Source organism: Salmonella bongori NCTC 12419 (assembly GCF_000252995.1).
Lineage (GTDB): Bacteria > Pseudomonadota > Gammaproteobacteria > Enterobacterales > Enterobacteriaceae > Salmonella > Salmonella bongori.
On sequence record NC_015761.1, the window covers coordinates 966,743 to 992,046 of the forward strand.

Sequence of the window (25,304 nt, forward strand, 5' to 3'; positions counted from 1 at the left end):
TAGACCCCCGTTGTTGCGGGGGGAGGGCCATCTTGACGCGGGCTTTATCGCCAGTTAAGGTGCCTTTCGTGCGCCAGAAGTGCATATACAACAACCTTTGAGTCGATGGCGTCGGCAGTCCTGGCCGCTCAGAAGCCTGTGCCCGCTGATATCTCACCTGCTTAAAGGTAGAAGTGTATTAACGATAACATTGACCTGTAGACCTGATTATCATGGACAAATTTGACGCTAATCGCCGCAAGCTGCTGGCGCTTGGTGGTGTCGCTCTCGGCGCCGCCATCCTGCCCGCGCCAGCGTTTGCCACACTCTCGACCCCACGCCCGCGTATTTTGACGTTAAACAATCTCCATACCGGAGAGTCAATCAAGGCGGAATTTTTCGATGGAAGAGCCTACATTCAGGATGAATTAGCAAAGTTAAACCATTTTTTCCGTGACTATCGTGCGAATAAAGTCCGTTCAATCGATCCCCGCCTGTTTGATCAACTCTACCGACTGCAGGGGCTGTTAGGGACGCGTAAACCTGTGCAACTCATCTCGGGCTACCGCTCTCTTGATACCAATAATGAATTACGCGCTCGTAGCAGTGGTGTAGCCAAAAAAAGCTACCATACGAAAGGACAGGCGATGGATTTTCATATTGAAGGCGTGGCGCTGAGCAATATTCGCAAAGCGGCGTTATCTATGGGCGCAGGTGGTGTAGGATATTACCCACGTAGTAACTTTGTGCATATTGATACCGGGCCGACGCGGCACTGGTAATCAGCGAGGCTTAATCAAAGGAGCTGTATGAACTATCGTATTATTCCGGTCACCGCATTCTCCCAGAACTGCTCATTGATCTGGTGCGAGCAAACCCGGCTGGCGGCGCTGGTCGATCCGGGCGGCGACGCTGAGAAAATTAAACAGGAAGTGGACGCCAGTGGCGTGACGTTGATGCAAATTTTACTCACGCATGGGCATCTCGATCATGTCGGCGCGGCGAGTGAACTGGCGCAGCATTACGGCGTTCCTGTTATCGGTCCGGAAAAAGAAGATGAGTTCTGGCTGCAAGGTCTGCCAGCACAAAGCCGTATGTTTGGTCTGGAGGAGTGCCAGCCATTAACGCCTGACCGTTGGCTGAATGGAGGCGATCGCGTCAGCGTAGGGAATGTGACGTTACAGGTGTTACATTGTCCAGGGCATACGCCAGGACACGTGGTTTTCTTTGATGAGCAGTCGCAACTGCTCATCTCTGGCGATGTGATTTTCAAAGGCGGCGTTGGGCGCAGCGATTTTCCTCGTGGCGATCATCATCAGCTCATTGACTCAATTAAGCGTAAACTGTTGCCGCTTGGCGATGAGGTGACCTTTATTCCAGGACACGGCCCCCTCTCTACGCTCGGTGACGAGCGTCTGCATAATCCCTTCCTGCAAGATGAGATGCCGGTCTGGTAAGCAGAAGAAAAAAGCCTGCAATGTGCAGGCTTTTTTGTCGGTTACGCCAGCCGACAGTTTTTTACAGTACCGCGACGATGGCTTCGCACAGCGGCGCCATATTATCCGGCGTCATGCCTGCCACGTTTACGCGACCAGAAGCCACGGCGTAAATGCCAAATTCTTCACGCAGGCGCAATACCTGCTCTTTGGTCAGACCGCTGAATGAGAACATCCCGTTTTGCTTGATAATAAAGCTGAAATCACGGTTTGCACCTTTCTCCTGCAGGGTATTCACGAACAGTTGACGCATACGCTGAATACGCTGGCGCATATCCGTCAGCTCCTGTTCCCAGATGGCGCGCAGGGCGTCATTACTCAGAATAGTTGCAACAATAGACGCGCCGTGAGCTGGCGGATTGGAGTAGTTGGCGCGAATGGCTGATTTCATCTGGCTGAAGGCACAATCTACGGTTTTCGCATCAGCGGCAACTAATGTGCAGGCACCGACGCGCTCATTATATAAGCCGAAGTTTTTTGAGTAAGAACTGGCGACAATCAGTTCTTTATGCAGTGCGGCAAAGGCGCGCAGACCTTCCGCATCCTCTTCCAGACCGCGGGCAAAACCCTGGTAAGCAAAATCAAATAACGGCAACCAGCCTTTTTCGACAGAAAGCTGGGCCAGCGTTTGCCACTGTTCCAGCGTAGGATCAATCCCGGTTGGGTTGTGGCAGCAGCCGTGGAACAGAACCACGTCGCCAGCCTGCGCTTCGTTCAGGCTTTCCAGCAATGCGTCAAAATTCAGCGTGTGATTTTCCGCATCATAGTAAGCGTACTCACGGACTTCCAGTCCAGCGGAGTTAAACACGCTTTTGTGGTTTGGCCAACTGGGATTACTCACCCATACCCGTTTTACCGGAGTATTTTTTGCCAGGAAGTCGGCGGCAACACGTAGCGCGCCAGTACCGCCAGGCGTTTGCGCCGTGCGCGCGCGTTTGTCGTTAATCAGTGCGCTACCTTTGCCAAACAGCAGTTCCTGGGTGCAGCGAGCAAACTCCGGAATACCGTCAATGCCGAGATAATTTTTTGTCGTTTCATTTTCCAGTAAATACTGCTCGGCTTTTTTAACGCTGGTGAGTACCGGTGTTTTGCCCGTTTCATCCTTATATACGCCAATGCCAAGGTTAATTTTCCCGGGACGGTCATCGGCGCGAAACAGATCGGCCAGGCCCAAAATCGGGTCGGCAGGAGCGGCGGTTATGTTCTCAAACATGACGAGGTTCCATTGTAGTTACAGAAGGGAAATCCGCTATCAGGTTAACGGCAGATTTACAAAATGCCAACCATTAGCGATAAAAAGCCCGCCTGTTTTTGAAAGACGCACATTTTCTCTAAGAGACATAAAAAAACAGGACCGAAGTCCTGTTTTTGGGGCATAAAACAAAGGGGTCTGCTGGTCAGAACTGGTAAGTAATACCCACAGCCGCCTGATCGTCGGTGCCAACGTAGCTGGAACTGTAGTCGTTTTCGTCCAGCAGGTTGAAACGGTAGTCAACCCATACGTTCATGTTTTTGTTAAAGTAGTAAGTCGCACCCGCCTGAATGTATTTCGCCAGATCGGCGGTACTGTCGGCACCGTTCAACTGCTTACCTTTACTTTGTACGTAAGAGATTGCCGGACGCAGGCCGAAGTCAAACTGGTATTGAGCGACCACTTCGAGGTTCTGTGTTTTGTTTGCCATCTCAACAGTATCGGTAACTGTATTTTCAACGATACTCATATTGCGGGTTTCAGCATATACGGCTGCCAGATAGACGTTGTTCGCATCATATTTCGCGCCAACAGCCCACGATTCGGCGCGATCGCCATTACCATCGCGATCCTGCTGATCGTTAGTACGCTTGCTGTTGCTGTAGGCTGCGGTGACGCCAAAACCGTCGAACTCATACGCCATGGTGTAACCTACGCCATCGCCGTTTTGAGAGTTGATGCTATGGTTGTCCTGATTTTTACCCTGGTACTGGATACCGAAAGAGAGACCGTCTACCAGGCCAAAGAAATCAGAGTTACGGTAGGTCAACAAACCGCCAGCACGGCTGGTCATGTAGTTATCAGTATAGGCACCGCCCCAGGTTTCGCCGGAGAAGTAGGGCGCCATATCGGTGTACGATTCAACATCGTAAACAATACCGTAGTTACGACCATAATCGATTGAACCCACTTCCGCGTATTTCAAACCCGCGAAGGCCAGACGGACCAGGTTCGAGTTCTGCTGTTCGCCTTCAGCACGGTCTGCTTTAGTACGATATTCCCACTGACCGAAACCGGTCAGATCGGTGTTAATCTGCGTTTCCCCTTTAAAACCAATCTGGGCATAAGTCTGGTCGGTATTTTTACTATCGCCGGTTGTTGTCCATACATGACGGCCCACGGCTTTACCGTACAAATCCAGTTTATTGCCATCTTTATTATAAATTTCTGCTGCGTTTGCGGTTCCGGCAGCCAGCAGGGCAGGGATCACCGCTGCCAGGATTTTGCGCTTCATCATTATTTATTACCCTCATTGGTTTTTTTATATGACACCTGCCACTGCCGCCAATAAATTCCGTCAATAAAACTTTACAGAAATATTGATGAGAGTTTGGTGTCTTTATGTGTCTGACAGGCATCTTTCCATTCAAGCTAACGTTTCGCTACCGTGAAAGTGCTACAAAGATAAAGATTTTGTTTCTAATAGAAATAATATGTAAATAAATATTATTTTAAAGGAACTTTGTGAACGACATCAAATTTCCCTTCTGTTCTGGTTCTTATTTATCGTTTCTCTTTTTATTTATATGATTTTATTATATTTATCTTACGTTGAAACCATTATGCTTAAAAAAGCAGCTGACAAAGCGGTTGATAATATTTTATGTCTGGACATCCGGATGCCTAAAATCACGGCGAAAAAATGTGCTATCAGAACAGAAAATTCTAATCCGCAATAAATTTAAGGTCTTATTTTTATAAGTAAATAATGACGTGAAATATTGAGTAACAAGATGTTTGAATTCAGAGGGTTGCAATTAAATTTATTTACTTATTGAAAATAAAACTGACATTCGGGCAGAGAAAAGGCCAGCTATGCTGGCCTTTGGTTTACAAAAGATTAGAAGCTGGCGTTGCGCGGGGTACGTGGGAACGGAATAACATCGCGGACGTTTTGCACGCCAGTGACGTAAGCGATAAGGCGTTCAAAGCCCAGGCCAAAGCCAGAGTGCGGTACGGTACCGTAGCGACGTAGGTCGCGATACCACCAGTAATCCTCTTTATTCAGCCCCATTTCGGCCATACGAGCATCCAGCACATCCAGGCGCTCTTCACGCTGGGAACCACCGATAATTTCGCCGATCCCCGGCGCAAGGACATCCATGGCCGCAACGGTTTTGCCGTCTTCGTTAAGACGCATGTAAAACGCTTTAATCTCTTTGGGATAATTTTTCACTACAACCGGCGCTTTGAAATGTTCTTCCGCCAGGTAGCGTTCGTGCTCGGAAGAAAGGTCTACTCCCCAGAATACAGAGTTTTCAAATTTCTTACCGCAGCTTTCCAGAATAGCGACAGCATCGGTGTAATCCACCTGGGCGAAGTCAGCGTCGATAAAGCGCTCCAGGCGGACAATGGCCTCTTTATCCACACGCTCGGCGAAAAATTTCATATCATCCGCACGCTCAGTGAGCACCGCTTTAAAGACATATTTCAGCATGGCTTCCGCCAGGCGCGCGTTGTCTTCCAGATCGGCGAAAGCCACTTCCGGCTCCAGCATCCAGAACTCCGCCAGGTGACGGCTGGTGTTGGAGTTTTCTGCGCGGAAGGTCGGCCCAAAGGTGTAGACTTTGGACAACGCGCAGGCATACGTTTCACCGTTTAACTGGCCGGAAACGGTCAGGAAGGACTCTTTGCCAAAAAAGTCTTTGTCAAAGTCTACCTTGCCCTGATCGTTACGCGGTAGGTTTTCCAGATCCAACGTGGAGACGCGGAACATTTCGCCAGCGCCTTCGGTATCGGACGCGGTAATCAGCGGAGTGGATACCCAGAAAAACCCCTGCTCATCAAAGAAGCGATGCAGCGCCTGGGCCAGCGTATGGCGTACACGGGCAACTGCACCAATCAGGTTAGTGCGCGGACGCAGGTGCGCGACTTCACGCAGGTATTCAATGCTATGGCGTTTTGCCGCCATCGGGTAGGTATCCGGATCTTCTACCCAGCCTGCGACCTCTACCTTTGTGGCCTGGATTTCGAAACTTTGCCCCTGCCCTGGCGACGCAACGACGTTACCCGTTACCACGACGGAGCAGCCTGTCGTCAGGTGTAATACTTCTTCATTATAATTGGGCAGAGAATTATTAATTACAGCCTGTACAGGATCAAAGCAGGAACCGTCATAAACGGCAAGGAAGGAGATGCCAGCTTTTGAATCTCGGCGGGTACGCACCCATCCGCGCACGGTGACTTCTTGGTCAACGGCTACACGGCCCTGGAGTACGTCGGCTACAGGCACAACGCTCATAATATTCTCTCTGTTAATAGTCGGAAATAATAAACACTTGTCCCCGAAATGGGGGAATTCCTATGTTACCTGGCATCTGCAATCAGACAAGCAGAAATCGCAGCTGGAGCGAAAGATTTCGGAAATAAACTTGAAAAAGGAGCCCTGTCAGGCTCCCCGGGAAGTATTAACTGGCTTTGCGGACCTGTGGCAGGTCAAAAGCTTTACGCAGCGCACGCACAAATGCTTTGTCGTGACAGATGGTTTTGCCGGGGCTATCGGAAAGTTTGGCAACCGGTTTTCCGTTGCATTCGACCAGCTTAATAACAATATTGAGCGGCTTCACCTGAGGAATATCGCAGGTCAGGCGGGTACCGATACCGAAGCTTAGCTGTACGCGAGACGCAAAATGACGATAGAGTTCGACCGCCTTTTGCAGATCAAGATTATCGGAAAAGACCAGTGTTTTTGTCATCGGGTCAATACCCAGCTTCTGATAATGGGCTATCGCCTTTTCGCCCCATTCTATAGGGTCTCCTGAATCATGGCGTAGTCCCTGGTAACGGCTGGCAAATTCGACGCCGAAATCGCGTAAAAACGCATCCATGGTAATGCAATCTGTCAGGGCGATACCGAGTTGATCCGGATATTCGTTGAGCCAGGCGGCTAATGCCGCACGCTGGCTGGTCGCCAGATCCGGACTGATTTGTTGATGTGCCTGAAACCATTCGTGCGCCTGAGTACCCATTGGCGTCAGAGACAGGCGGCGGGCAAGATCATAGTTGCTGGTGCCGACGAACCATGACTCCTGTTGGAGACGTTTAACAATCGCTTGTTGTACTTCCCGAGAGAAACGGCGACGGGTGCCAAAATCCATCAGATGGAAACGGGACATATCAAGATCGGCGGTTAACCCAGCAAAATTAACCAGCTTGCTTTCCAGCGTATCAAGCGCCTGAGCCACGCCAGCTTCAGGCGACCGGTAATGATGAACCAGTTCACTGATGACGGCCAGCAGCGGCACTTCCCACATGATGACTTCACGCCACGGACCGGTTAAGCGAATGTTCAGCTTGCCGCCATCGTTGGTGACACAGACCTGCGCCGGGTTATAGCGAAACTCGCGTAACCAGTGAAGATAATCCGTTTTAAAAAAGGGCAGGCCGGAGAGCCACTGGAACTCATCCTCCTGGAGGTGCAGGTGCTGCATCGCGTTAACCTGCTCGCGAATAGCATCGGCATAAATACCCAGCAGATCGTCGCCACGGCAACGAAACTCAGCCGCTACCTGCACATCATAGTAGTGGTGAAAAACGGCTTGCTGCATATGCAACTTATAAGCATCTGTATCCAGCAAAGAGTGCAGAACAGGAGAAGCGAATTGTGTCATAGGTGCGCTGTAGCGTCCTCTCACGGGAGCGTTTAGTACAATAAACAACTAAGAAAACCGCTGGAGTATACCTTGTTTAGCGATTTATTGAACCCCGATCACACCATAAGCTGTCTTTAGGGTCGAGCGCATTTCGTGCCCCATGTTATAAAAATGTAGCAGTATCGCCACTAACCATTTGAGTTTTAACGGTTCTACGGGGCTGTTACAAGTGAATGGGCACTGCCAGATAAAACGAGAACGCGTTCGCAAAAGTGATAGGGCGATCCTGAACCACGACAATCTAAACGTTTTGGCATTCCCTTTCAGGGCGCAATCAATGCCGCCTTCCAGCAAGGCGGATTTTTACTGTCTCCTGAAACTTTCTCGCCATCGTGAGATGTTAATCTGAACAGCCATCATAAGAATGGCCATGAAACACAGATAAGAAAGCCTGAAAGGTTTCGCTATCTTAATGATAAGATTCGTAATATCAAGAAACATCGATATTTAAATCTTACTCTTAAAAATAGCAGAAGCTTCGTCACTGAATAAAAAACTCTTCAGAAAACCAGTATGGCTTTTCAGAGTCATCTGGCCAAAATAATGCAGCCTGCCCGAAAATAGGCTTATTAGACTCACATGATTGCCAGACGATACCATCATATATGATAAACTGATTATTGTGTTTATCCACACGTGGTCCCGAATAATTAAATGCGATGCCTCTGTTTTTAACGGTCTGTAATAATGCTTGTCTTTCTGGTTGGTCGTTTTCCGATGCGCTCAGACGGGAAGGTAATCCCAGAAATTCCTGCAGTGGATATTTAAAACATTTTAGCGCCTGCATATTGGTATAGATAAATTTAGGATCTTTTTCTGAATTATGAGCAACTAAACTATAAGGTGCGTTATTATGCAGCCAGTCATAACGGTCAGATAACGAGGGAGGGCAGGGCAAATAAACGCCTGTATAGTGATAAAAGGAAGCATCAATAGCGCTAAGGAGTTGAAGTGCTTGTTCTGTCATAGGCTTTCTCCAGTCTTGAGTGAAAAACATCAATGATTATAGAGCGAGGATAATTCTTGTTATATGTAATCTGGTTTTGTTTAAAAAGAGTTTATTTTAACGTTATAACGGAGCCTTCTTTTTATATGACAGATAAAGGCGATCTCAAGCTCAGGTTGCCTCTCATTCCTGCTGATAAGTGGCACCACGCGTTTTTGCTGCTCGGGCAGTTGTCAGTCCGCACCGAATTTAGGATAAGGTAGATATCCACATCATCTTTAATGAATACCGGAGGATCGGCGTCCCAGACATACTGTCCGGAGCCCATGGTTGTGCTATCTGTCAGAGCATCTGCCATAAGCGGTTAAACTTTTGGAGAGTTCACAAAGGATGTGTATTGCAGATGTCCTCTACAAGACTAATGGGACCTGGTATTGGCTAACATTAATGATGGGTCATGGAGGGACAAAGCTGCATTGTGAAATTCTTACTGTTCGTTAACCCCGTCTTCTTGTGGTATCGCTCATTCCGTGTTTTAGGCGTCTCTGGACGGTTGTTATAGATTTTAAAAATTATGAGTTCATATTATAAAAATGTAGCAAAAAGGCCGTTTGTGCCTGAAAAGATGAACATTCTGCGTAGCGCGATTTGCGCAACAGGAATAGACTGGAGTCGACACTCTACAGTAGATGCGAAAGGTTTTTTATGACACAACAGCCACAAGCCAAATACCGCCACGACTATCGCGCGCCGGATTACCAGATTACTGATATTGACTTGACGTTTGACCTCAATGCCGAAAAAACCGTGGTCACCGCAATAAGCCAGGCTGTTCGTCATGGTGCGCCTGATGTGCCTCTTCGCCTTGACGGGGAAGATTTAACGCTGGTTTCCCTCCACGTTAACGATGCGCCGTGGGCAGCCTATAAAGAAGAAGAGGGCGCGCTTATTATCAGCGGTCTGCCAGAGCGTTTTACGCTGCGCATTGTCAATGAAATCAACCCAGCGGCGAATACGGCGCTGGAAGGATTGTACCAGTCCGGTGATGCGCTCTGCACCCAGTGTGAGGCTGAAGGTTTCCGCCATATTACCTGGTATCTTGATCGCCCGGATGTCCTGGCGCGATTTACCACTAAAATTATTGCCGATAAAATCAAATACCCGTTCCTGCTTTCTAACGGCAACCGCGTGGCTCAGGGCGAGCTGGAGAATGGACGTCACTGGGTACAGTGGCAAGATCCATTCCCGAAACCGTGCTACCTGTTCGCGCTGGTAGCGGGTGATTTTGACGTATTGCGCGATACTTTTACGACGCGTTCGGGACGGGAAGTTGCGCTGGAATTGTATGTTGACCGCGGCAATCTTGATCGTGCGCCATGGGCGATGACTTCGCTGAAAAACGCCATGAAATGGGATGAAGCCCGCTTTGGTCTCGAGTATGACCTCGACATCTATATGATTGTCGCGGTGGATTTCTTTAATATGGGCGCGATGGAGAATAAGGGTCTCAATATCTTTAACTCCAAATATGTGTTGGCGCGTACTGATACCGCGACGGATAAAGATTATCTTGATATTGAGCGCGTGATCGGCCATGAGTATTTCCACAACTGGACAGGTAACCGCGTCACCTGCCGCGACTGGTTCCAGCTCAGTCTGAAAGAGGGCTTAACGGTATTCCGCGATCAGGAGTTTAGCTCTGATTTGGGTTCGCGTGCGGTAAACCGTATCAGTAACGTGCGTACCATGCGCGGTTTGCAGTTTGCGGAAGATGCCAGCCCGATGGCGCATCCTATCCGCCCGGATAAAGTAATCGAAATGAATAACTTCTACACCCTCACCGTTTATGAAAAGGGTGCGGAAGTCATTCGCATGATCCACACGTTGCTGGGTGAGGACAATTTCCAGAAGGGGATGCAGCTTTATTTTGAGCGCCATGACGGCAGCGCGGCGACCTGCGATGATTTTGTGCAGGCGATGGAAGATGCTTCTAATGTCGATTTGTCCCATTTCCGCCGCTGGTACAGTCAGTCCGGCACGCCGATTGTAACGGTAAAAGATGATTATAATCCGGAAACCGAGCAGTATATGTTGACTATTAGTCAGCGTACGCCAGCGACGGCAGATCAGGCGGAAAAGCAACCGCTGCATATTCCGTTCGCCATTGAGTTGTATGATAACGAAGGCAACGTCATTCCGTTGCAAAAAGGTGGTCATCCGGTCAATGCCGTGCTGAACGTCACGCAGGCGGAGCAGACATTTACCTTCGATAATGTCTACTTCCAGCCTGTTCCGGCCTTGCTGTGCGAGTTTTCAGCGCCGGTGAAACTGGAATATAAATGGAGCGATCAGCAGTTGACGTTCCTGATGCGCCATGCGCGCAATGATTTCTCCCGTTGGGATGCGGCGCAAAGTCTGCTGGCCACATACATTAAACTGAATGTGGCGCGTCATCAGCAGGGGCAGCCGCTATCGCTTCCGGTGCATGTTGCTGACGCATTTCGCGCGGTGCTGTTAGATGAGAAGATCGATCCGGCGCTGGCCGCAGAAATTTTAACGTTGCCTTCGGCCAGTGAAATAGCAGAGTTGTTCGAGGTTATCGACCCGATCGCCATTATGCAAGTCCGTGAAGCGTTGACACGTACGCTGGCGACAGAACTGGCGGATGAGTTCCTTGCTATTTATAACGCCAACGCGTTGAATGCGTACCGTATTGATCATGGCGACATCGGCAAGCGCGCACTGCGTAACGCCTGCCTGCGCTTCCTGGCGTTCGGCGAGACGGAACTGGCTAATAGATTGGTCAGCAAACAGTATCGCGACGCCAATAACATGACCGATGCGCTGGCAGCGCTGTCTGCTGCGGTGGCGGCCCAGTTGCCGTGTCGCGATACATTGATGCAGGAATATGACGATAAGTGGCATCAGGATGGTCTGGTGATGGATAAATGGTTTATCCTGCAATCCACCAGCCCCGCGGAGAATGTCCTGGAAACGGTACGTGGCCTGCTCCGACACCGTTCTTTCAGTATGAGTAACCCAAACCGCATTCGTTCATTAATTGGTGCCTTTGCCGGCAGCAACCCGGCGGCGTTCCATGCGGAAGACGGCAGTGGATATCAGTTCCTGGTCGAGATGCTGACCGATCTGAATAGCCGCAACCCACAGGTAGCGTCACGCCTCATTGAACCGCTGATCCGCCTGAAGCGCTATGATGAGAAACGGCAGGAGAAAATGCGAGCGGCGCTGGAGCAGTTAAAAGGACTGGAGAATCTTTCCGGTGATTTGTATGAGAAGATCACGAAAGCGTTGGCCTGATAGCGCGCCGGAAGGAATTTATCCGGTATAAAAATGTGATGTAAGCCCGGTATGCGTTCGTGCAACCGGGCGTTTTTTTAGCCGGAGGAGGATTTGTTGCGCTTTATCCATCCAGTAAAGGAAGACGGTCATGTCGCACAGAACGGCATCTGGCGGAGCGTGTGGGAGAAGAGAGAGGGAAAACGATTGCTATTTATTGCGGCAGGTCAATTCCCTTTTTCAACGATATCGCCCATAATACGCCCCCGGTTTGCATACCGGGAATCCAGGAGAGTTCATGTACTATCCCTTCGTTCGTAAAGCCCTTTTCCAGCTCGATCCAGAGCGCGCTCATGAATTTACATTTCAACAATTACGCCGCATTACCGGTACGCCGCTGGAAGCGCTGGTGCGCCAGAAGGTGCCGACAAAACCGGTTACCTGCATGGGGCTTACTTTTAAAAACCCGCTGGGGCTGGCTGCAGGTCTGGATAAAGACGGGGAGTGCATTGATGCGTTAGGCGCGATGGGGTTTGGTTCCCTTGAAATCGGCACTGTGACGCCGCGTCCGCAGCCGGGTAACGATAAGCCGCGTCTTTTCCGTCTGGTGGAGGCTGAAGGCCTGATCAATCGGATGGGGTTTAATAATCTGGGCGTTGATAACCTGGTTGAGAATGTTAAAAAGGCCCATTTTGATGGTATTCTGGGCATCAATATTGGCAAAAATAAAGATACGCCAGTTGAAAATGGCAAAGATGACTACCTGATTTGTATGGAAAAAGTCTATGCGTATGCAGGTTATATCGCCATTAATATTTCTTCACCGAATACACCAGGGTTACGTTCACTCCAGTATGGCGATGCGCTGGATGATCTCTTAAGCGCTATTAAAAATAAGCAAAACGATCTTCAGGCGATCCACCATAAATATGTACCGGTGGCCGTAAAGATCGCGCCGGATCTTTGTGAAGAGGAATTGATCCAGGTTGCCGATAGCCTGCTTCGACACAATATTGATGGCGTAATTGCAACAAATACGACCCTTGATCGTTCGTTGGTACAGGGAATGAAAAATTACCAGCAAACGGGAGGATTAAGTGGTCGGCCATTGCAATTAAAAAGCACAGAAACTATTCGTCGTTTGTCCCAGGAGTTAAAAGGACAATTACCGATTATCGGCGTCGGCGGCATCGACTCAGTTATCGCCGCACGAGAAAAGATAGCCGCAGGCGCAACACTGGTACAAATTTATTCCGGCTTTATTTTTAAAGGTCCGCCATTGATTAAAGAGATCGTAACGCATATCTAAACTTTACCCTTTATCAGACAACCAGGGCTTTATTTCCGGCTCTGGTTGTTTTATATTTCTCCACTGTTGCTTATTTAGACATTTTAGGCTTTTATTATTGGGGTAATAAACGAAGCGGCAAAAGGACAATGCTGTTACGAGTTGCTTACAGGCGGGAGAGAGGCTAATGCGAATTAAACCTGACGATAACTGGCGCTGGTATTATGATGACGAGCACGATCGTATGATGCTCGATCTTGCCAATGGTATGCTTTTTCGTTCGCGTTTCCCTCGTAAGATGCTCACACCAGACGCCTTTTGCCCGACCGGTTTTTGCGTGGATGATGCCGCGCTCTATTTTTCCTTCGAAGAAAAGTGTCGGGACTTCGAATTAAGCAAAGAGCAACGGGCGGAGCTGGTGTTAAATGCGCTGGTGGCGATTCGTTACCTTAAACCGCAAATGCCAAAAAGTTGGCATTTTGTGGCCCATGGCGAAGCGTGGACGCCTGGAACAGGTGATGCCGCAAGCGTCTGGTTAAGCGATACGGCAGAACAGGTTAATTTACTGGTGGTCGAACCAGGAGAAAATGCCGCACTTTGCCTGCTGGCCCAGCCCGGCGTAGTAATCGCAGGCCGAACCATGCAGCTTGGCGATGCAATTAAAATTATGAACGACAGGCTGAAACCGCAGGTTCACTGTCACCGTTTCAGCCTTGAACAGGCGGTTTAATTTTCCAGTCGTAATGCGGACTTAGGCACGCAGCTACAACTCAGAATTGTACCATCTTCGCCCATGGCCGACGTTTTCAGCGGGCTAACTTCGCCTTCCAGCAAACGTATCCGGCAGCATCCACAGATACCCGCCCGGCAAGAATATGGAATACGGATCCCCTGATTTTCCAGCTGTTCCAGCAGTACCTGCTGATTATTCCCGAGAAAAATGTGCCCCTGCCAGTCGATGACCACGGTTGCGTCCGGCTGTTTATCTGGCGTAACGCAATCATCGGACGCGGCGGCGCCATAAATTTTTGCCGGAGCCGTCGCCAGGATCTCCACGTCATCACCGACGCGAATCACGCCGCTATTACGGGCAATCAGGTTCTGACCAAAATCCACATCGCCGTTGTCCTGAGCGGTACGGAAAGATTGCAGCGTCACCAGCGGTTCTCCGGAAGGATGTTTTTGCCCTTTTTCAGGGCTTACGGTCGTAAAAATGCAGCGGCTACAGGGCTTCACGACGTCAAAAATCACGTCGCCAATGCGAAGCACTTTCCAGCGATCCTCCTCCCAGGCCGCTACGCCGGAAACCACTAAGTTTGGGCGGAATTGCTCCATTGTCACGCCTGCCGGGCAACGCCGCTGAAGATCGCGCAGCGAGGCTTCGTTGGTCAGCAAGTATGGGTAGCCATCGGCGAATCCCAGCGGTACTGCGTTATGCCGTTTAACCCGACGCGTCAACTGCGGCCCGACCCAGCGTAGCTGGACATCGCGGGAAAAAAAGCCGCTCAGCCATTGGTTAATCGCCATTGGGGCGACACGAGCGGTAAAATGGTTTCCCCAGACCTCGGTCGGCACATCCTGCGGGGTGAAATCGGTAAAACGAACCAGCGCGCTGCTGCTGTCCGGTGCGGTCAGATGGAGCCCATCGTGAAAGGGAGAGGGCGTGAAACGTACCATTTGCGGAAACTGGCGGGCGGTAATAAAGGTACCGTCGGGCTCGGTAACCATGAAGATGCGATCAAAAGCCAGACCACTGACATCTGCCAGTGCATGAGTCAGACCAATGCCGCGCATGGATTTGACTGGATGAATAAAGAGCCGTGATAACGTCGCCACCGTACAGTCCCTCAAATGAAAATAAGCCTTCAACTTTATGACATGGGCGTGAGATTAGCTATAATGCGCAACAATTTTCTTAGCGTAAAAGTGATAATATGAATTCTCTGTTTGCCAGTACGGCCCGCGGGCTGGAAGAGCTGTTAAAAACTGAACTGGAAAAACTGGGCGCCGTAGGGTGTCAGGTTGTTCAGGGTGGGGTCCATTTTCAGGGCGACACGCGGCTTATTTACCAGAGTCTGATGTGGAGCCGTCTGGCCTCGCGTATTATCCTGCCGATGGGGGAGTGTAAAGTCTACAGCGATCTGGACCTTTACCTCGGCGTTCAGGCGATAAACTGGACAGAGATTTTTAATCCTGGCGCGACCTTTGCGGTGCATTTTAGCGGTCTGAACGACACCATCCGTAATAGCCAGTATGGCGCGATGAAAGTCAAAGACGCGATTGTCGATGCGTTTACGCGGAAAAATCTTCCGCGTCCAAATGTGGATCGCGAATCGCCGGATCTCCGTATTAATGTCTGGCTGAATAAAGAGACGGCCAGCATTGCGCTGGATCTCAGCGGTGATGGTCTGCACCTGCGTGGCTACCGCGATCGTGCTGGCCTTGCGCCAATTAAAGAAACGTTGGCGGCGGCGATTGTGATGCGTTCCGGCTGGCAGCCGGGCACGCCGTTGCTCGATCCGATGTGTGGGTCCGGGACGTTATTGATTGAAGCCGCGATGTGGGCGACCGATCGCGCGCCGGGCCTGCACCGTGGCCACTGGGGATTTAGCGGCTGGGCACAGCATGACGGGACTATCTGGCAGGAAGTGAAAGCCGAAGCACAGACCCGGGCGCGTAAGGGGCTGGCAGAATATTCGTCGCATTTCTATGGTTCTGACAGCGATGCGCGCGTCATTGAGCGGGCACGCAGCAACGCCCGTCGCGCCGGTATCAGCGAGCTAATCACCTTTGAAGTGAAAGATGTGGCGCAACTGAGTAATCCGTTGTCGAAAGGCCCGTATGGTACGGTTATCAGTAACCCGCCCTATGGCGAACGTCTGGACAGCGAACCGGCGCTGATTGCGCTGCATAGCCTGCTGGGTCGGACGATGAAAAACCAATTTGGCGGTTGGAATTTGTCGCTGTTCAGCGCCTCGCCTGATTTGCTGGGCAGTCTGCAACTTCGTGCCGACAAACAGTTTAAAGCCAAGAATGGTCCGCTGGACTGCGTGCAGAAAAACTATCATATTGCGGAAACCACTGCGGACAGTAAACCGGCAACGGTGGCGGAAGATTATGCTAATCGCCTGCGTAAGAATCTTAAAAAGCTGGAAAAATGGGCGCGTCAGGAAGGCATTGAGTGCTATCGCTTATATGATGCCGACCTGCCGGAATATAACGTGGCGGTAGACCGTTACGGCGACTGGGCGGTGATTCAGGAATATGCGCCGCCGAAAACGGTGGATGCGCAAAAAGCGCGGCAACGTCTGTTCGATATTATTGCGGCAACCTTGTCAGTGCTCGGTATTCCGCCGAATAAACTGGTATTAAAAACCCGGGAACGGCAAAAAGGAAAAAACCAGTATCAGAAAATGAGCGAGAAGGGCGAGTTCCTTGAGGTCAGCGAATATAATGCGCGCTTATGGGTAAATCTGACGGATTATCTCGACACCGGTCTGTTCCTCGATCACCGTATTGCTCGCAGAATGCTGGGAGAAATGAGCAAAGGCAAAGATTTCCTGAATCTCTTTTCTTATACCGGCAGCGCCAGCGTACATGCAGGGCTGGGCGGCGCACGCAGTACCACAACGGTGGATATGTCCCGTACCTATCTGGAATGGGCCGAACGTAATTTGCGCTTGAATGGACTGAGTGGCCGCGCGCATCGCCTGATTCAGGCCGACTGCCTGGGCTGGCTGCGCGAAGCAAACGAACAGTTCGATCTGATCTTTATCGATCCACCGACGTTTTCTAACTCAAAACGTATGGAAGAGTCGTTTGATGTCCAGCGCGATCATTTGGCATTAATGAAGGACTTAAAACGCCTGCTGCGTAAAGACGGCACCATTATGTTCTCTAATAATAAGCGCGGGTTCCGTATGGATCTGGAAGGGTTGGCTGAATTGGGGCTTACCGCACAAGAAATTACGCAAAAAACGCTCTCCCCGGATTTTGCCCGTAACCGTCAGATCCATAATTGTTGGCTCATCCGCGCCGCCTGAAAGGAAAAATAAATGTCATTAATCAGTATGCATGGCGCATGGCTGTCGTTCAGCGACGCGCCGCTTCTCGATAACGCAGAGCTACATATTGAAGATAACGAACGCGTCTGTCTGGTGGGGCGTAACGGTGCCGGGAAATCCACCCTGATGAAGATCCTCAACCGTGAACAGAGTCTGGATGATGGCCGTATTATCTATGAGCAGGATCTGATCGTCGCGCGTTTGCAACAGGATCCGCCGCGTAATATTGCGGGCAGCGTCTATGACTTTGTCGCTGAAGGTATTGAAGAACAAGCAGAATACCTTAAACGCTACCATGAGATTTCCCGTCAGGTGATGACCGATCCCAGCGAGAAAAACCTCAATGAAATGGCGCGTGTGCAGGAGCAACTTGACCACCATAATTTGTGGCAGTTAGAGAACCGTATTAATGAAGTGCTGGCGCAGCTTGGACTCGATCCTAACGCCGCGCTGTCGTCGCTCTCCGGCGGCTGGCTGCGTAAAGCCGCGTTGGGTCGGGCGCTGGTCAGTAATCCGCGCGTATTGTTACTGGACGAACCGACTAACCATCTGGATATCGAAACCATTGACTGGCTGGAAGGGTTTCTGAAAACCTTTAACGGAACGATTATTTTTATCTCTCACGATCGTTCGTTTATTCGCAATATGGCGACCCGCATTGTCGATCTCGATCGTGGCAAACTGGTTACTTATCCGGGAAATTACGATCAATACCTGCTGGAGAAAGAAGAAGCGCTGCGCGTAGAAGAGTTACAAAACGCGGAATTTGATCGCAAACTGGCGCAGGAAGAGGTCTGGATTCGTCAGGGCATCAAGGCGAGACGTACTCGCAACGAAGGACGTGTACGGGCGTTAAAAGCGATGCGTCGTGAACGCAGCGAGCGCCGTGAAGTGATGGGTACGGCGAAGATGCAGGTCGAAGAGGCGGCGCGTTCAGGGAAGATCGTCTTTGAGATGGAAAATGTTGATTACCAGGTGGAAGGAAAGCAACTGGTAAAAGATTTTTCCGCCCAGGTGCAGCGCGGTGACAAGATCGCCTTAATCGGGCCGAACGGCTGCGGTAAAACGACGCTATTAAAACTGATGCTGGGACAACTTCAGGCCGACAGTGGACGTATCCATGTGGGAACGAAGCTGGAAGTCGCCTATTTCGATCAGCATCGTGCCGAGCTGGACCCGGAAAAAACCGTGATGGATAACCTTGCGGAAGGCAAGCAAGAGGTCATGGTAAACGGCAAGCCGCGCCATGTACTGGGTTATTTGCAGGACTTTCTGTTTCATCCCAAACGGGCGATGACACCCGTTCGCGCGCTTTCCGGCGGCGAGCGTAACCGTCTGCTGTTGGCGCGCCTGTTTCTCAAGCCGAGCAACCTTTTAATTCTTGATGAACCAACGAACGATCTTGACGTCGAAACGCTGGAACTATTAGAAGAACTAATTGATGGCTATCAGGGGACGGTACTGCTGGTCAGCCATGATCGGCAATTTGTCGATAACACTGTGACGGAATGCTGGATCTTTGAAGGCGGCGGCAAAATCGGGCGTTATGTCGGCGGCTATCATGATGCGCGCACGCAGCAGGCGCAGCATCTGGCGACGAAACAGCCTGTGGTGAAAAAAAACGAGGAAGTTATTGCCCCTAAAGCAGAAATTGTAAAACGCGGCAGTAGCAAACTAAGCTATAAACTGCAGCGCGAGCTGGAGCAATTACCCGGCCAGCTTGAAGAACTGGAAGCGAAGCTGGAAGCGCTACAGGCGCAGGTTGCGGATGCGGCCTTTTTTAGCCAGCCCCATGAGCAAACGCAAAAAGTTCTGGCCGATTTGAGTCAGGCGGAGCAGGAACTTGAGCAAGCCTTCGAACGTTGGGAGTATCTTGAAGGCCTGAAGAACGGGGCATAATTAAAGGAGCGCCTATGTGTGAACATCACCATGCTGCGAAGCACATATTGTGCCCGCAATGTGACATGCTGGTGGCTTTACCTCGCCTCTCGCATGGACAAAAAGCGGCATGTCCACGGTGTGGCGCAACATTAACAACCGAGTGGGACGCCCCACGGCAGCGTCCTACTGCCTATGCGTTAGCAGCCTTATTTATGCTGCTGCTTTCTAACCTTTTTCCTTTCGTGAATATGAATGTCGCGGGCGTCACCAGCGAAGTGACGCTTCTGGAAATTCCTGGCGTTATGTTTTCTGAAGATTACGCCAGCCTCGGTACTTTCTTTTTATTATTTGTCCAACTGGTGCCGGCATTTTGTCTGGTGACCATTTTATTACTCGTCAACCGTGCTGACCTGCCGCTGCCGGTAAAAAAAATGCTGGCGCGGATCTTTTTCCTTTTAAAATCCTGGGGAATGGCGGAAATATTTCTTGCAGGCGTGCTGGTCAGCTTTGTTAAGTTAATGGCCTATGGCGACATTGGCATTGGCAGCAGTTTTATTCCCTGGTGCTTATTTTGTATCGTACAGCTACGGGCGTTTCAGTGTGTCGATCGCCGTTGGTTGTGGGATGATATCGCCCCGCAGCCTGCCCTGGCGCAACCACTCACGCCGGGGATAACCGGTATCCGGCAATCGTTGCGTTCCTGCGCCTGCTGTACGGCGATACTACCTGCCGATAGCCTCGTTTGTCCGCGCTGTCATACAAAAGGCTATGTCCGGCGTAAAAATAGTTTGCAGTGGACCCTGGCGTTATTATTTACCTCGATCATGCTTTATTTACCCGCCAATATTCTGCCGATCATGATCACCGATTTACTGGGCTCGAAAATGCCGTCGACTATTCTGGCTGGCGTTATTTTGCTGTGGAGCGAGGGCTCTTATCCGGTTGCGGCGGTCATCTTTCTCGCCAGCATTATGGTGCCGACGCTAAAAATGATCGCGATTGGCTGGCTTTGTTGGGATGCGAAAGGCCACGGTAAACGCGACAGTGAGCGGATGCATTTTATTTATGAAGTGGTGGAGTTTGTGGGGCGCTGGTCAATGATTGATGTCTTCGTCATTGCCGTACTCTCTGCGCTGGTGCGTATGGGAGGGTTAATGAATATTTATCCTGCAATGGGTGCGTTGATGTTTGCTTTAGTCGTCATAATGACAATGTTTTCTGCGATGACCTTTGATCCGCGTCTGTCGTGGGATCGTGAATACGAACCAGGCCATGAGGAGTCCTGATAACATGGAACCTAATAAAGGGGAAGCCAAAGTACAAAAGGTGAAAAATTGGTCACCTGTCTGGATATTCCCGATTGTGACTGCGCTTATTGGCGCCTGGATTCTGTTTTACCATTACAGCCACCAGGGGCCGGAAGTTACGTTAATTACCACAAATGCGGAAGGGATTGAAGGTGGAAAAACGACGATTAAAAGTCGCAGCGTGGATGTCGGCGTGGTTGAAAGCGCGACTCTGACTGACGATCTGACACATGTACAAATCAAAGCGCGGCTGCATTCTGGTATGGAAAAGCTGCTACATAAGGACTCGGTATTTTGGGTTGTAAAACCGCAGGTAGGGCGGGAAGGCATCAGCGGGCTTGGTACATTGCTGTCAGGCGCGTACATTGAACTACAGCCGGGAAGTAAAGGCAGCCAGCCGGAAAGCTACCAGCTTCTTGATTCGCCGCCGCTGGCCCCGCCAGATGCGAAAGGAATTCGCGTGATTCTGGACAGCAAAAAAGCGGGTCAGCTAAGTCCGGGCGATCCGGTACTGTTCCGTGGTTACCGCGTGGGGTCCGTTGAAACCAGCTCTTTCGATCCGCAAAAGCGCACAATGAGTTATCAGTTATTTATTAATGCGCCAAACGATCGGCTGGTTACCAGTAATGTACGATTCTGGAAAGATAGCGGTATAGCGGTGGATCTGACATCGGCGGGAATGCGCGTGGAAATGGGATCGCTGACGACGCTGTTTGGCGGTGGGGTAAGCTTTGATGTGCCGGAAGGGCTGGATCAGGGGCAGCCGGTTGCTGAAAAAACCGAGTTTAATCTCTACGACGATCAAAAAAGTATTCAGGATTCTCTGTACACCGATCATATCGACTATCTGATGTTCTTTAAGGATTCGGTTCGTGGATTGCAGCCTGGTGCGCCGCTGGAGTTCCGCGGTATCCGTCTGGGAACAGTAAGTAAAGTTCCTTTCTTTGCGTCTAAAATGCGCCAGGTATTTAACGATGATTATCGTATTCCTGTGTTGGTGCGCATCGAACCGGAGCGCCTGAAAGCGCAGCTGGGAGAGAATGCGGACGTTGCCGCGCATTTGGCGGAGCTGCTTAAGCGCGGTCTGCGTGCGTCGCTCAAAACCGGTAATCTGGTGACCGGAGCGCTGTATGTTGATCTTGATTTTTATCCTAAGGCACCGCCGATTACCGGTTTACGCCAGTTTGATGGGTATGAAATTATTCCGACTGTTAGTAGCGGTCTGGCGCAAATTCAACAGCGGTTGGTGGAAACGCTGGATAAGATCAACAGTCTGCCGCTGAATCCGATGATTGAACAGGCGACGAATACGCTGTCTGAAAGCCAGCGTACGATGCGTCGGCTGCAAACCACGCTGGATAATGTGAACAAGATCACCTCCAGTCAGTCGATGCAGCAGCTACCGGCGGATATGCAAACGACGTTACGCGAGCTGAATCGCAGTATGCAAGGCTTCCAGCCTGGATCGGCGGCGTATAACAAAATGGTGGCGGATATGCAGCGTCTCGATCAGGTGCTTCGCGAGTTGCAACCGGTGCTGAAGACGTTGAACGAGAAGAGCAACGCGCTGGTATTTGAAGCGAAGGATAAAAAAGATCCAGAGCCTAAGAGGGCAAGACAATGAAAAAATGGCTGATCGTGATAATGGCGTTCTGGCTGGCGTCATGTAGCTCTGGTGAAGAAAACAAACGCTACTATCAGCTACCGATAGCGCAAAACGGTGTGCAAAGCACCGCGAGCCAGGGCAACCGCCTCTTATGGGTAGAGCAGGTTTCCGTACCTGATTATCTGGCAGGTAACGGCGTGGTGTATCAAACCAGTGATGTCCAGTATGTGATTGCCAACAACAACCTTTGGGCCAGTCCACTGGATCAGCAGTTGCGTAACACGTTGGTGGCGAATCTTAGCGCCCGCCTTCCTGGCTGGGTCGTCGCGTCCCAGCCGTTGGGAGCGACGCAGGATACGCTAAATGTTACCGTAACCGGATTTCATGGACGTTACGATGGTAAGGTTATTGTCAGCGGCGAGTGGTTATTAAACCACGGTGGACATCTGATTAAGCGGCCTTTCTACATTGAAGCCAGCCAGCAGAAAGACGGTTACGATGAAATGGTAAAAGAGCTGGCAAATGCCTGGAGCCAGGAGGCGACCGCCATCGTTAATGAGATAAAACGGCTTCCCTGAGATAAAAGTAATGTAAATTTAACCGCTTCAGGTTATGCGCCTGAGGCGGTTTTTTTATTTTTTTAATATTCAAAAAGAATTGTTCTTGCGCACATTTTTTGTACAAATGTTTTACCGTATAGCTCACAAATATGACATTGGCGTGAATTTTGCGCATTGACGGACGATCTATTTAGAGGTATTCGTGTAGGGTGATTGCACATTTTGTAATCACTGTTTTCTTTTCCACCAGATACAAATATGAGGGAAACGAGGCATGAAGAGACAAAAACGAGATCGCCTGGAACGGGCACATCAGCGTGGATATCAGGCCGGTATTGCCGGACGATCAAAAGAAATGTGTCCCTATCAGACGCTGAATCAACGGTCATACTGGTTGGGAGGCTGGCGACAAGCCATGGAGGACAGGGCAGTAATGGCCTGATTCTGTCTCTTTAGAAAAAGAAACCTCCGCTGTGCGGAGGTTTCGCCGTTATCGACTTTGCAGCATGATACCTGATAACGAGGTATAACACTGAATGCCTTAAAACGCAGAAGTATCCTGGAACAAACCGACTTTTAGATCGTTTGCGGTATAGATCAGACGTCCATCTACCAGAACCTCGCCGTCTGCCAGGCCCATGATCAGGCGACGGTTTACAATGCGTTTGAAATGAATACGATAAGTGACTTTTTTTGCCGTCGGCAGAACCTGACCTGTAAATTTCACTTCGCCTACGCCCAGCGCGCGACCTTTACCTTCACCGCCCAGCCAACCCAGGTAGAATCCTACTAACTGCCACATGGCGTCCAGACCCAGACAACCCGGCATCACCGGATCGCCAATAAAATGGCACCCGAAGAACCACAGATCCGGATTGATATCCAGTTCCGCTTCGACATAGCCTTTGTCGAAATTGCCGCCCGTTTCGGTCATCTTAACGACGCGGTCCATCATTAGCATGTTTGGCGCAGGGAGTTGCGGCCCTTTAGCACCAAACAGTTCACCACGACCAGAGGCAAGAAGGTCTTCTTTTGTATAGGATTCGCGTTTATCTACCATGTCTAATATAAGCCTTATTTTATTGAAGCACGCAGGATAGCTAACACGTGTACGCTGAACAAGTCCGATCAGTTCGGTATAAAATAGTTCAGCCAACGTAGTGGCCACGGAAAACGATGCCGGCTTTCCTGCTGCGTCGCCTGTGCGATACGCTCCTGGATAGTCTGCATCAGCGTCGTTTGTCCTTCGCCATCCCACACCAGATTTAACAGTAGCGGTAAGGCGTCGGTCACGTCGTCTACCGCCCAGATAGTGAATTTTTCTTCTTTCACCGCCTGCAACAGTTCGGATTTAAGACTGAGGTGCCGGACATTGGCGGCAGGAATAATAACACCCTGTTTACCGTTTAATTCCCGCTGTTCGCAGATGGCAAAGAAACCTTCAATTTTTTCATTAAGCCCGCCAACCGGCTGCGCGCGGCCAAATTGATCGACTGAACCGGTAATTGCAATGTTTTGGTTTACGGGCACATTAGCCAATGCACTGATAAGCGCGCACAGCTCCGCCATTGAGGCGCTATCGCCATCAACTTCGCTGTAAGATTGCTCAAAGGTTAACGAGGCAGAGAAGGGGATCTGCTGCTCCAGCTGTAATTCTGACATCAGGAAGGCCTGCATAATCATCATTCCCTTGGCGTGAATGTTTCCGCCAAGTTCGGCCTTGCGTTCAATATCGTTAAACTCCCCATCGCCGATATGCACGACACAACTTATTCGCGACGGTTCACCAAAGGCGCGCGGATGCCCGGGAAATTCAATAACGGAAAGCGCATTAATTTGTCCGACACGTTCGCCTTCGGTTTCAATCAGAATCTGTTCTTGCAGAATTTCGTCCTGCATCCGCTCAGGTAGAAAGCCTTCCCGCCATTCGCGTCGGGCAAGCATCAGGCTGAGCACGTCGCCGCTGCATGTCTCACCTTCGCATAAGGGCGCCGCCTCCTTAAACTGGCGGGCTATCCACAGTGGGCAAAGAGGCAGCGTATCCTGTTCGCCGGTATAGCGCACAGCCTCGCGTATCAGGACGGGCCAGGCGTCCGGTGCCGGGGGCGGCAAATTATCGCGTAAAGCGATACGCGTCACCCATTGACACCACAGGGTCATAGCTTCTGCGTCCACTATCTGCAAATGGTCTTCAAATTCACTGTAGATAGCCTGTTCCGCGAGCTCCGGTTCCATCTCCTGAAAATCGGCCAGTGATTCACGTTCGCCAACCAGGATCACCTTCAGGTTGAGCGGCATTGATGGCACGGAGACCGGTAATGGACGCGACTCATCAAACGCCACCCAGTCAAAGCGTTCACGGCTAACGATGGCTTTCAGGCGCATCCACAGCAATGGCTGTGCCAGGAGGGTCCGTAAGGAGATAATAAGTATGCCACCGTTAGCCTGATGAACCAGACCCGGTTGCAGGGTAATGTCGCCGTTGTACTGGCGCAGGCAACCAAACAGTTGTTCGGCTTCTACCCAGTCCGCACTAACCACTTGTGTGATAGTGGCAAAGCTATCTTGCGCATTCTGCGCGGCGCGGTAATGAATGGTATTCCCGGAGACATCATAGTGCCCGCCAGTTAATTGCCCGGCATCGCTTTGCAGAGGGCGAACGGCATCTGCCAGTAACGTGAGATACGCTGGTTCTTCAGGCGCTTTGGCCAGCATAAATGAGGATGAGGCCCACGGTTGCATAAGTTGCTCAAGCGCAAACTGCAGTCGTGGCTGAGTATCACTGAGTAAGGTGTTGTTTTCGTCAGTCGCGTGTGGCTGTGCAAATATCTCCTGATAACTTTCGCTATCCGGAACCAGATCACGCCATGCTAGTTTCGTAATGGTCAAAGTTGAGGTTTTTTAGTCTGTTGTAAAAGGGGGGATTATAGCTTAACCCGCCACGCTGCACACGTGGAAAGCGAACGCAAAGTAATG

Annotated in this window: 19 protein-coding genes; 11 read left to right on the forward strand and 8 right to left on the reverse strand. The window is 50.5% G+C overall.

Features of this window, described 5'->3' with window-relative positions:
• The first annotated feature begins 212 nt into the window (after window positions 1-212).
• The gene (locus tag SBG_RS04450) at window positions 213-761 is read left to right on the forward strand and encodes a YcbK family protein (RefSeq protein ID WP_000357051.1); all 549 of its coding nucleotides are present in this window, start codon (window positions 213-215) and stop codon (window positions 759-761) included.
• A gap of 27 nt (window positions 762-788) precedes the next feature.
• Window positions 789-1,436, forward strand: a complete 648-nt coding sequence (locus tag SBG_RS04455; protein ID WP_001109476.1) for an MBL fold metallo-hydrolase — start codon at window positions 789-791, stop codon at window positions 1,434-1,436.
• 61 nt (window positions 1,437-1,497) lie between these two features.
• Here SBG_RS04455 and aspC read toward each other — a convergent pair whose 3' ends face one another.
• From aspC to SBG_RS04480, 5 genes are all read right to left on the reverse strand, one after another.
• Window positions 1,498-2,688, reverse strand: a complete 1,191-nt coding sequence (aspC, locus tag SBG_RS04460) for an aspartate transaminase (protein WP_000462660.1) — start codon at window positions 2,686-2,688, stop codon at window positions 1,498-1,500.
• 184 nt (window positions 2,689-2,872) lie between these two features.
• Window positions 2,873-3,964 carry a porin OmpF gene (gene ompF, locus SBG_RS04465; RefSeq protein ID WP_000977715.1) on the reverse strand — a complete coding sequence of 364 codons (1,092 nt, stop codon included), beginning with the start codon at window positions 3,962-3,964 and terminating at the stop codon, window positions 2,873-2,875.
• Between the two features lie 603 nt (window positions 3,965-4,567).
• The gene (gene asnS / locus SBG_RS04470) at window positions 4,568-5,968 is read right to left on the reverse strand and encodes an asparagine--tRNA ligase (protein WP_000117875.1); all 1,401 of its coding nucleotides are present in this window, start codon (window positions 5,966-5,968) and stop codon (window positions 4,568-4,570) included.
• A 166-nt stretch (window positions 5,969-6,134) separates the two neighbouring features.
• Complete coding sequence (gene pncB, locus SBG_RS04475; RefSeq protein ID WP_000191415.1) at window positions 6,135-7,337, reverse strand: nicotinate phosphoribosyltransferase; 1,203 nt, start codon at window positions 7,335-7,337, stop codon at window positions 6,135-6,137.
• 523 nt (window positions 7,338-7,860) lie between these two features.
• On the reverse strand, window positions 7,861-8,346 hold the full coding sequence (locus SBG_RS04480) for an MEKHLA domain-containing protein (RefSeq protein ID WP_000138826.1): 486 nt from the start codon (window positions 8,344-8,346) through the stop codon (window positions 7,861-7,863).
• A 684-nt stretch (window positions 8,347-9,030) separates the two neighbouring features.
• Between SBG_RS04480 and pepN the strand changes: the two genes are divergently transcribed.
• The 3 genes from pepN (at window position 9,031) to zapC (ending at window position 13,640) form a co-directional block, all read left to right on the forward strand.
• Entirely contained in the window at window positions 9,031-11,643 is a 2,613-nt protein-coding gene (pepN, locus tag SBG_RS04485) for an aminopeptidase N (protein ID WP_000193878.1), read from the forward strand.
• Window positions 11,644-11,920: 277 nt separating this feature from the next.
• Window positions 11,921-12,931: a quinone-dependent dihydroorotate dehydrogenase gene (pyrD, locus tag SBG_RS04490; RefSeq protein ID WP_000291726.1), complete on the forward strand. Its 1,011-nt coding sequence runs from the start codon at window positions 11,921-11,923 to the stop codon at window positions 12,929-12,931.
• 166 nt (window positions 12,932-13,097) lie between these two features.
• A complete protein-coding gene (gene zapC / locus SBG_RS04495) occupies window positions 13,098-13,640 on the forward strand; it encodes a cell division protein ZapC (RefSeq protein ID WP_001220655.1) in 543 nt (180 codons plus the stop codon).
• Here zapC and SBG_RS04500 read toward each other — a convergent pair.
• Window positions 13,637-14,746: a YcbX family protein gene (locus tag SBG_RS04500; RefSeq protein WP_000224087.1), complete on the reverse strand. Its 1,110-nt coding sequence runs from the start codon at window positions 14,744-14,746 to the stop codon at window positions 13,637-13,639. The genes zapC and SBG_RS04500 overlap by 4 nt on opposite strands.
• Window positions 14,747-14,844: 98 nt before the next feature.
• Between SBG_RS04500 and rlmKL the strand changes: the two genes are divergently transcribed.
• The 6 genes from rlmKL (at window position 14,845) to rmf (ending at window position 22,770) form a co-directional block, all read left to right on the forward strand.
• On the forward strand, window positions 14,845-16,953 hold the full coding sequence (gene rlmKL, locus SBG_RS04505) for a bifunctional 23S rRNA (guanine(2069)-N(7))-methyltransferase RlmK/23S rRNA (guanine(2445)-N(2))-methyltransferase RlmL (protein ID WP_001086478.1): 2,109 nt from the start codon (window positions 14,845-14,847) through the stop codon (window positions 16,951-16,953).
• Window positions 16,954-16,965: 12 nt separating this feature from the next.
• Entirely contained in the window at window positions 16,966-18,873 is a 1,908-nt protein-coding gene (locus tag SBG_RS04510) for an ABC transporter ATP-binding protein (RefSeq protein WP_000053132.1), read from the forward strand.
• Between the two features lie 14 nt (window positions 18,874-18,887).
• On the forward strand, window positions 18,888-20,141 hold the full coding sequence (pqiA, locus tag SBG_RS04515; protein WP_000333142.1) for a membrane integrity-associated transporter subunit PqiA: 1,254 nt from the start codon (window positions 18,888-18,890) through the stop codon (window positions 20,139-20,141).
• Window positions 20,142-20,145: 4 nt separating this feature from the next.
• Window positions 20,146-21,786 (forward strand): intermembrane transport protein PqiB, encoded by a 1,641-nt coding sequence (gene pqiB, locus SBG_RS04520; RefSeq protein WP_000433624.1) that lies wholly within the window; start codon window positions 20,146-20,148, stop codon window positions 21,784-21,786.
• Window positions 21,783-22,346 (forward strand): membrane integrity-associated transporter subunit PqiC, encoded by a 564-nt coding sequence (gene pqiC, locus SBG_RS04525; protein WP_000758950.1) that lies wholly within the window; start codon window positions 21,783-21,785, stop codon window positions 22,344-22,346. The genes pqiB and pqiC overlap by 4 nt, the downstream gene beginning before the upstream one ends.
• A gap of 256 nt (window positions 22,347-22,602) precedes the next feature.
• The gene (rmf, locus tag SBG_RS04530) at window positions 22,603-22,770 is read left to right on the forward strand and encodes a ribosome modulation factor (protein WP_001537784.1); all 168 of its coding nucleotides are present in this window, start codon (window positions 22,603-22,605) and stop codon (window positions 22,768-22,770) included.
• A gap of 99 nt (window positions 22,771-22,869) precedes the next feature.
• Here rmf and fabA read toward each other — a convergent pair whose 3' ends face one another.
• Both fabA and SBG_RS04540 read right to left on the reverse strand, forming a co-directional pair.
• Window positions 22,870-23,388: a bifunctional 3-hydroxydecanoyl-ACP dehydratase/trans-2-decenoyl-ACP isomerase gene (gene fabA / locus SBG_RS04535; RefSeq protein WP_000227926.1), complete on the reverse strand. Its 519-nt coding sequence runs from the start codon at window positions 23,386-23,388 to the stop codon at window positions 22,870-22,872.
• 68 nt (window positions 23,389-23,456) lie between these two features.
• Complete coding sequence (locus tag SBG_RS04540) at window positions 23,457-25,217, reverse strand: AAA family ATPase (protein WP_000156464.1); 1,761 nt, start codon at window positions 25,215-25,217, stop codon at window positions 23,457-23,459.
• Window positions 25,218-25,304: the final 87 nt, after the last annotated feature.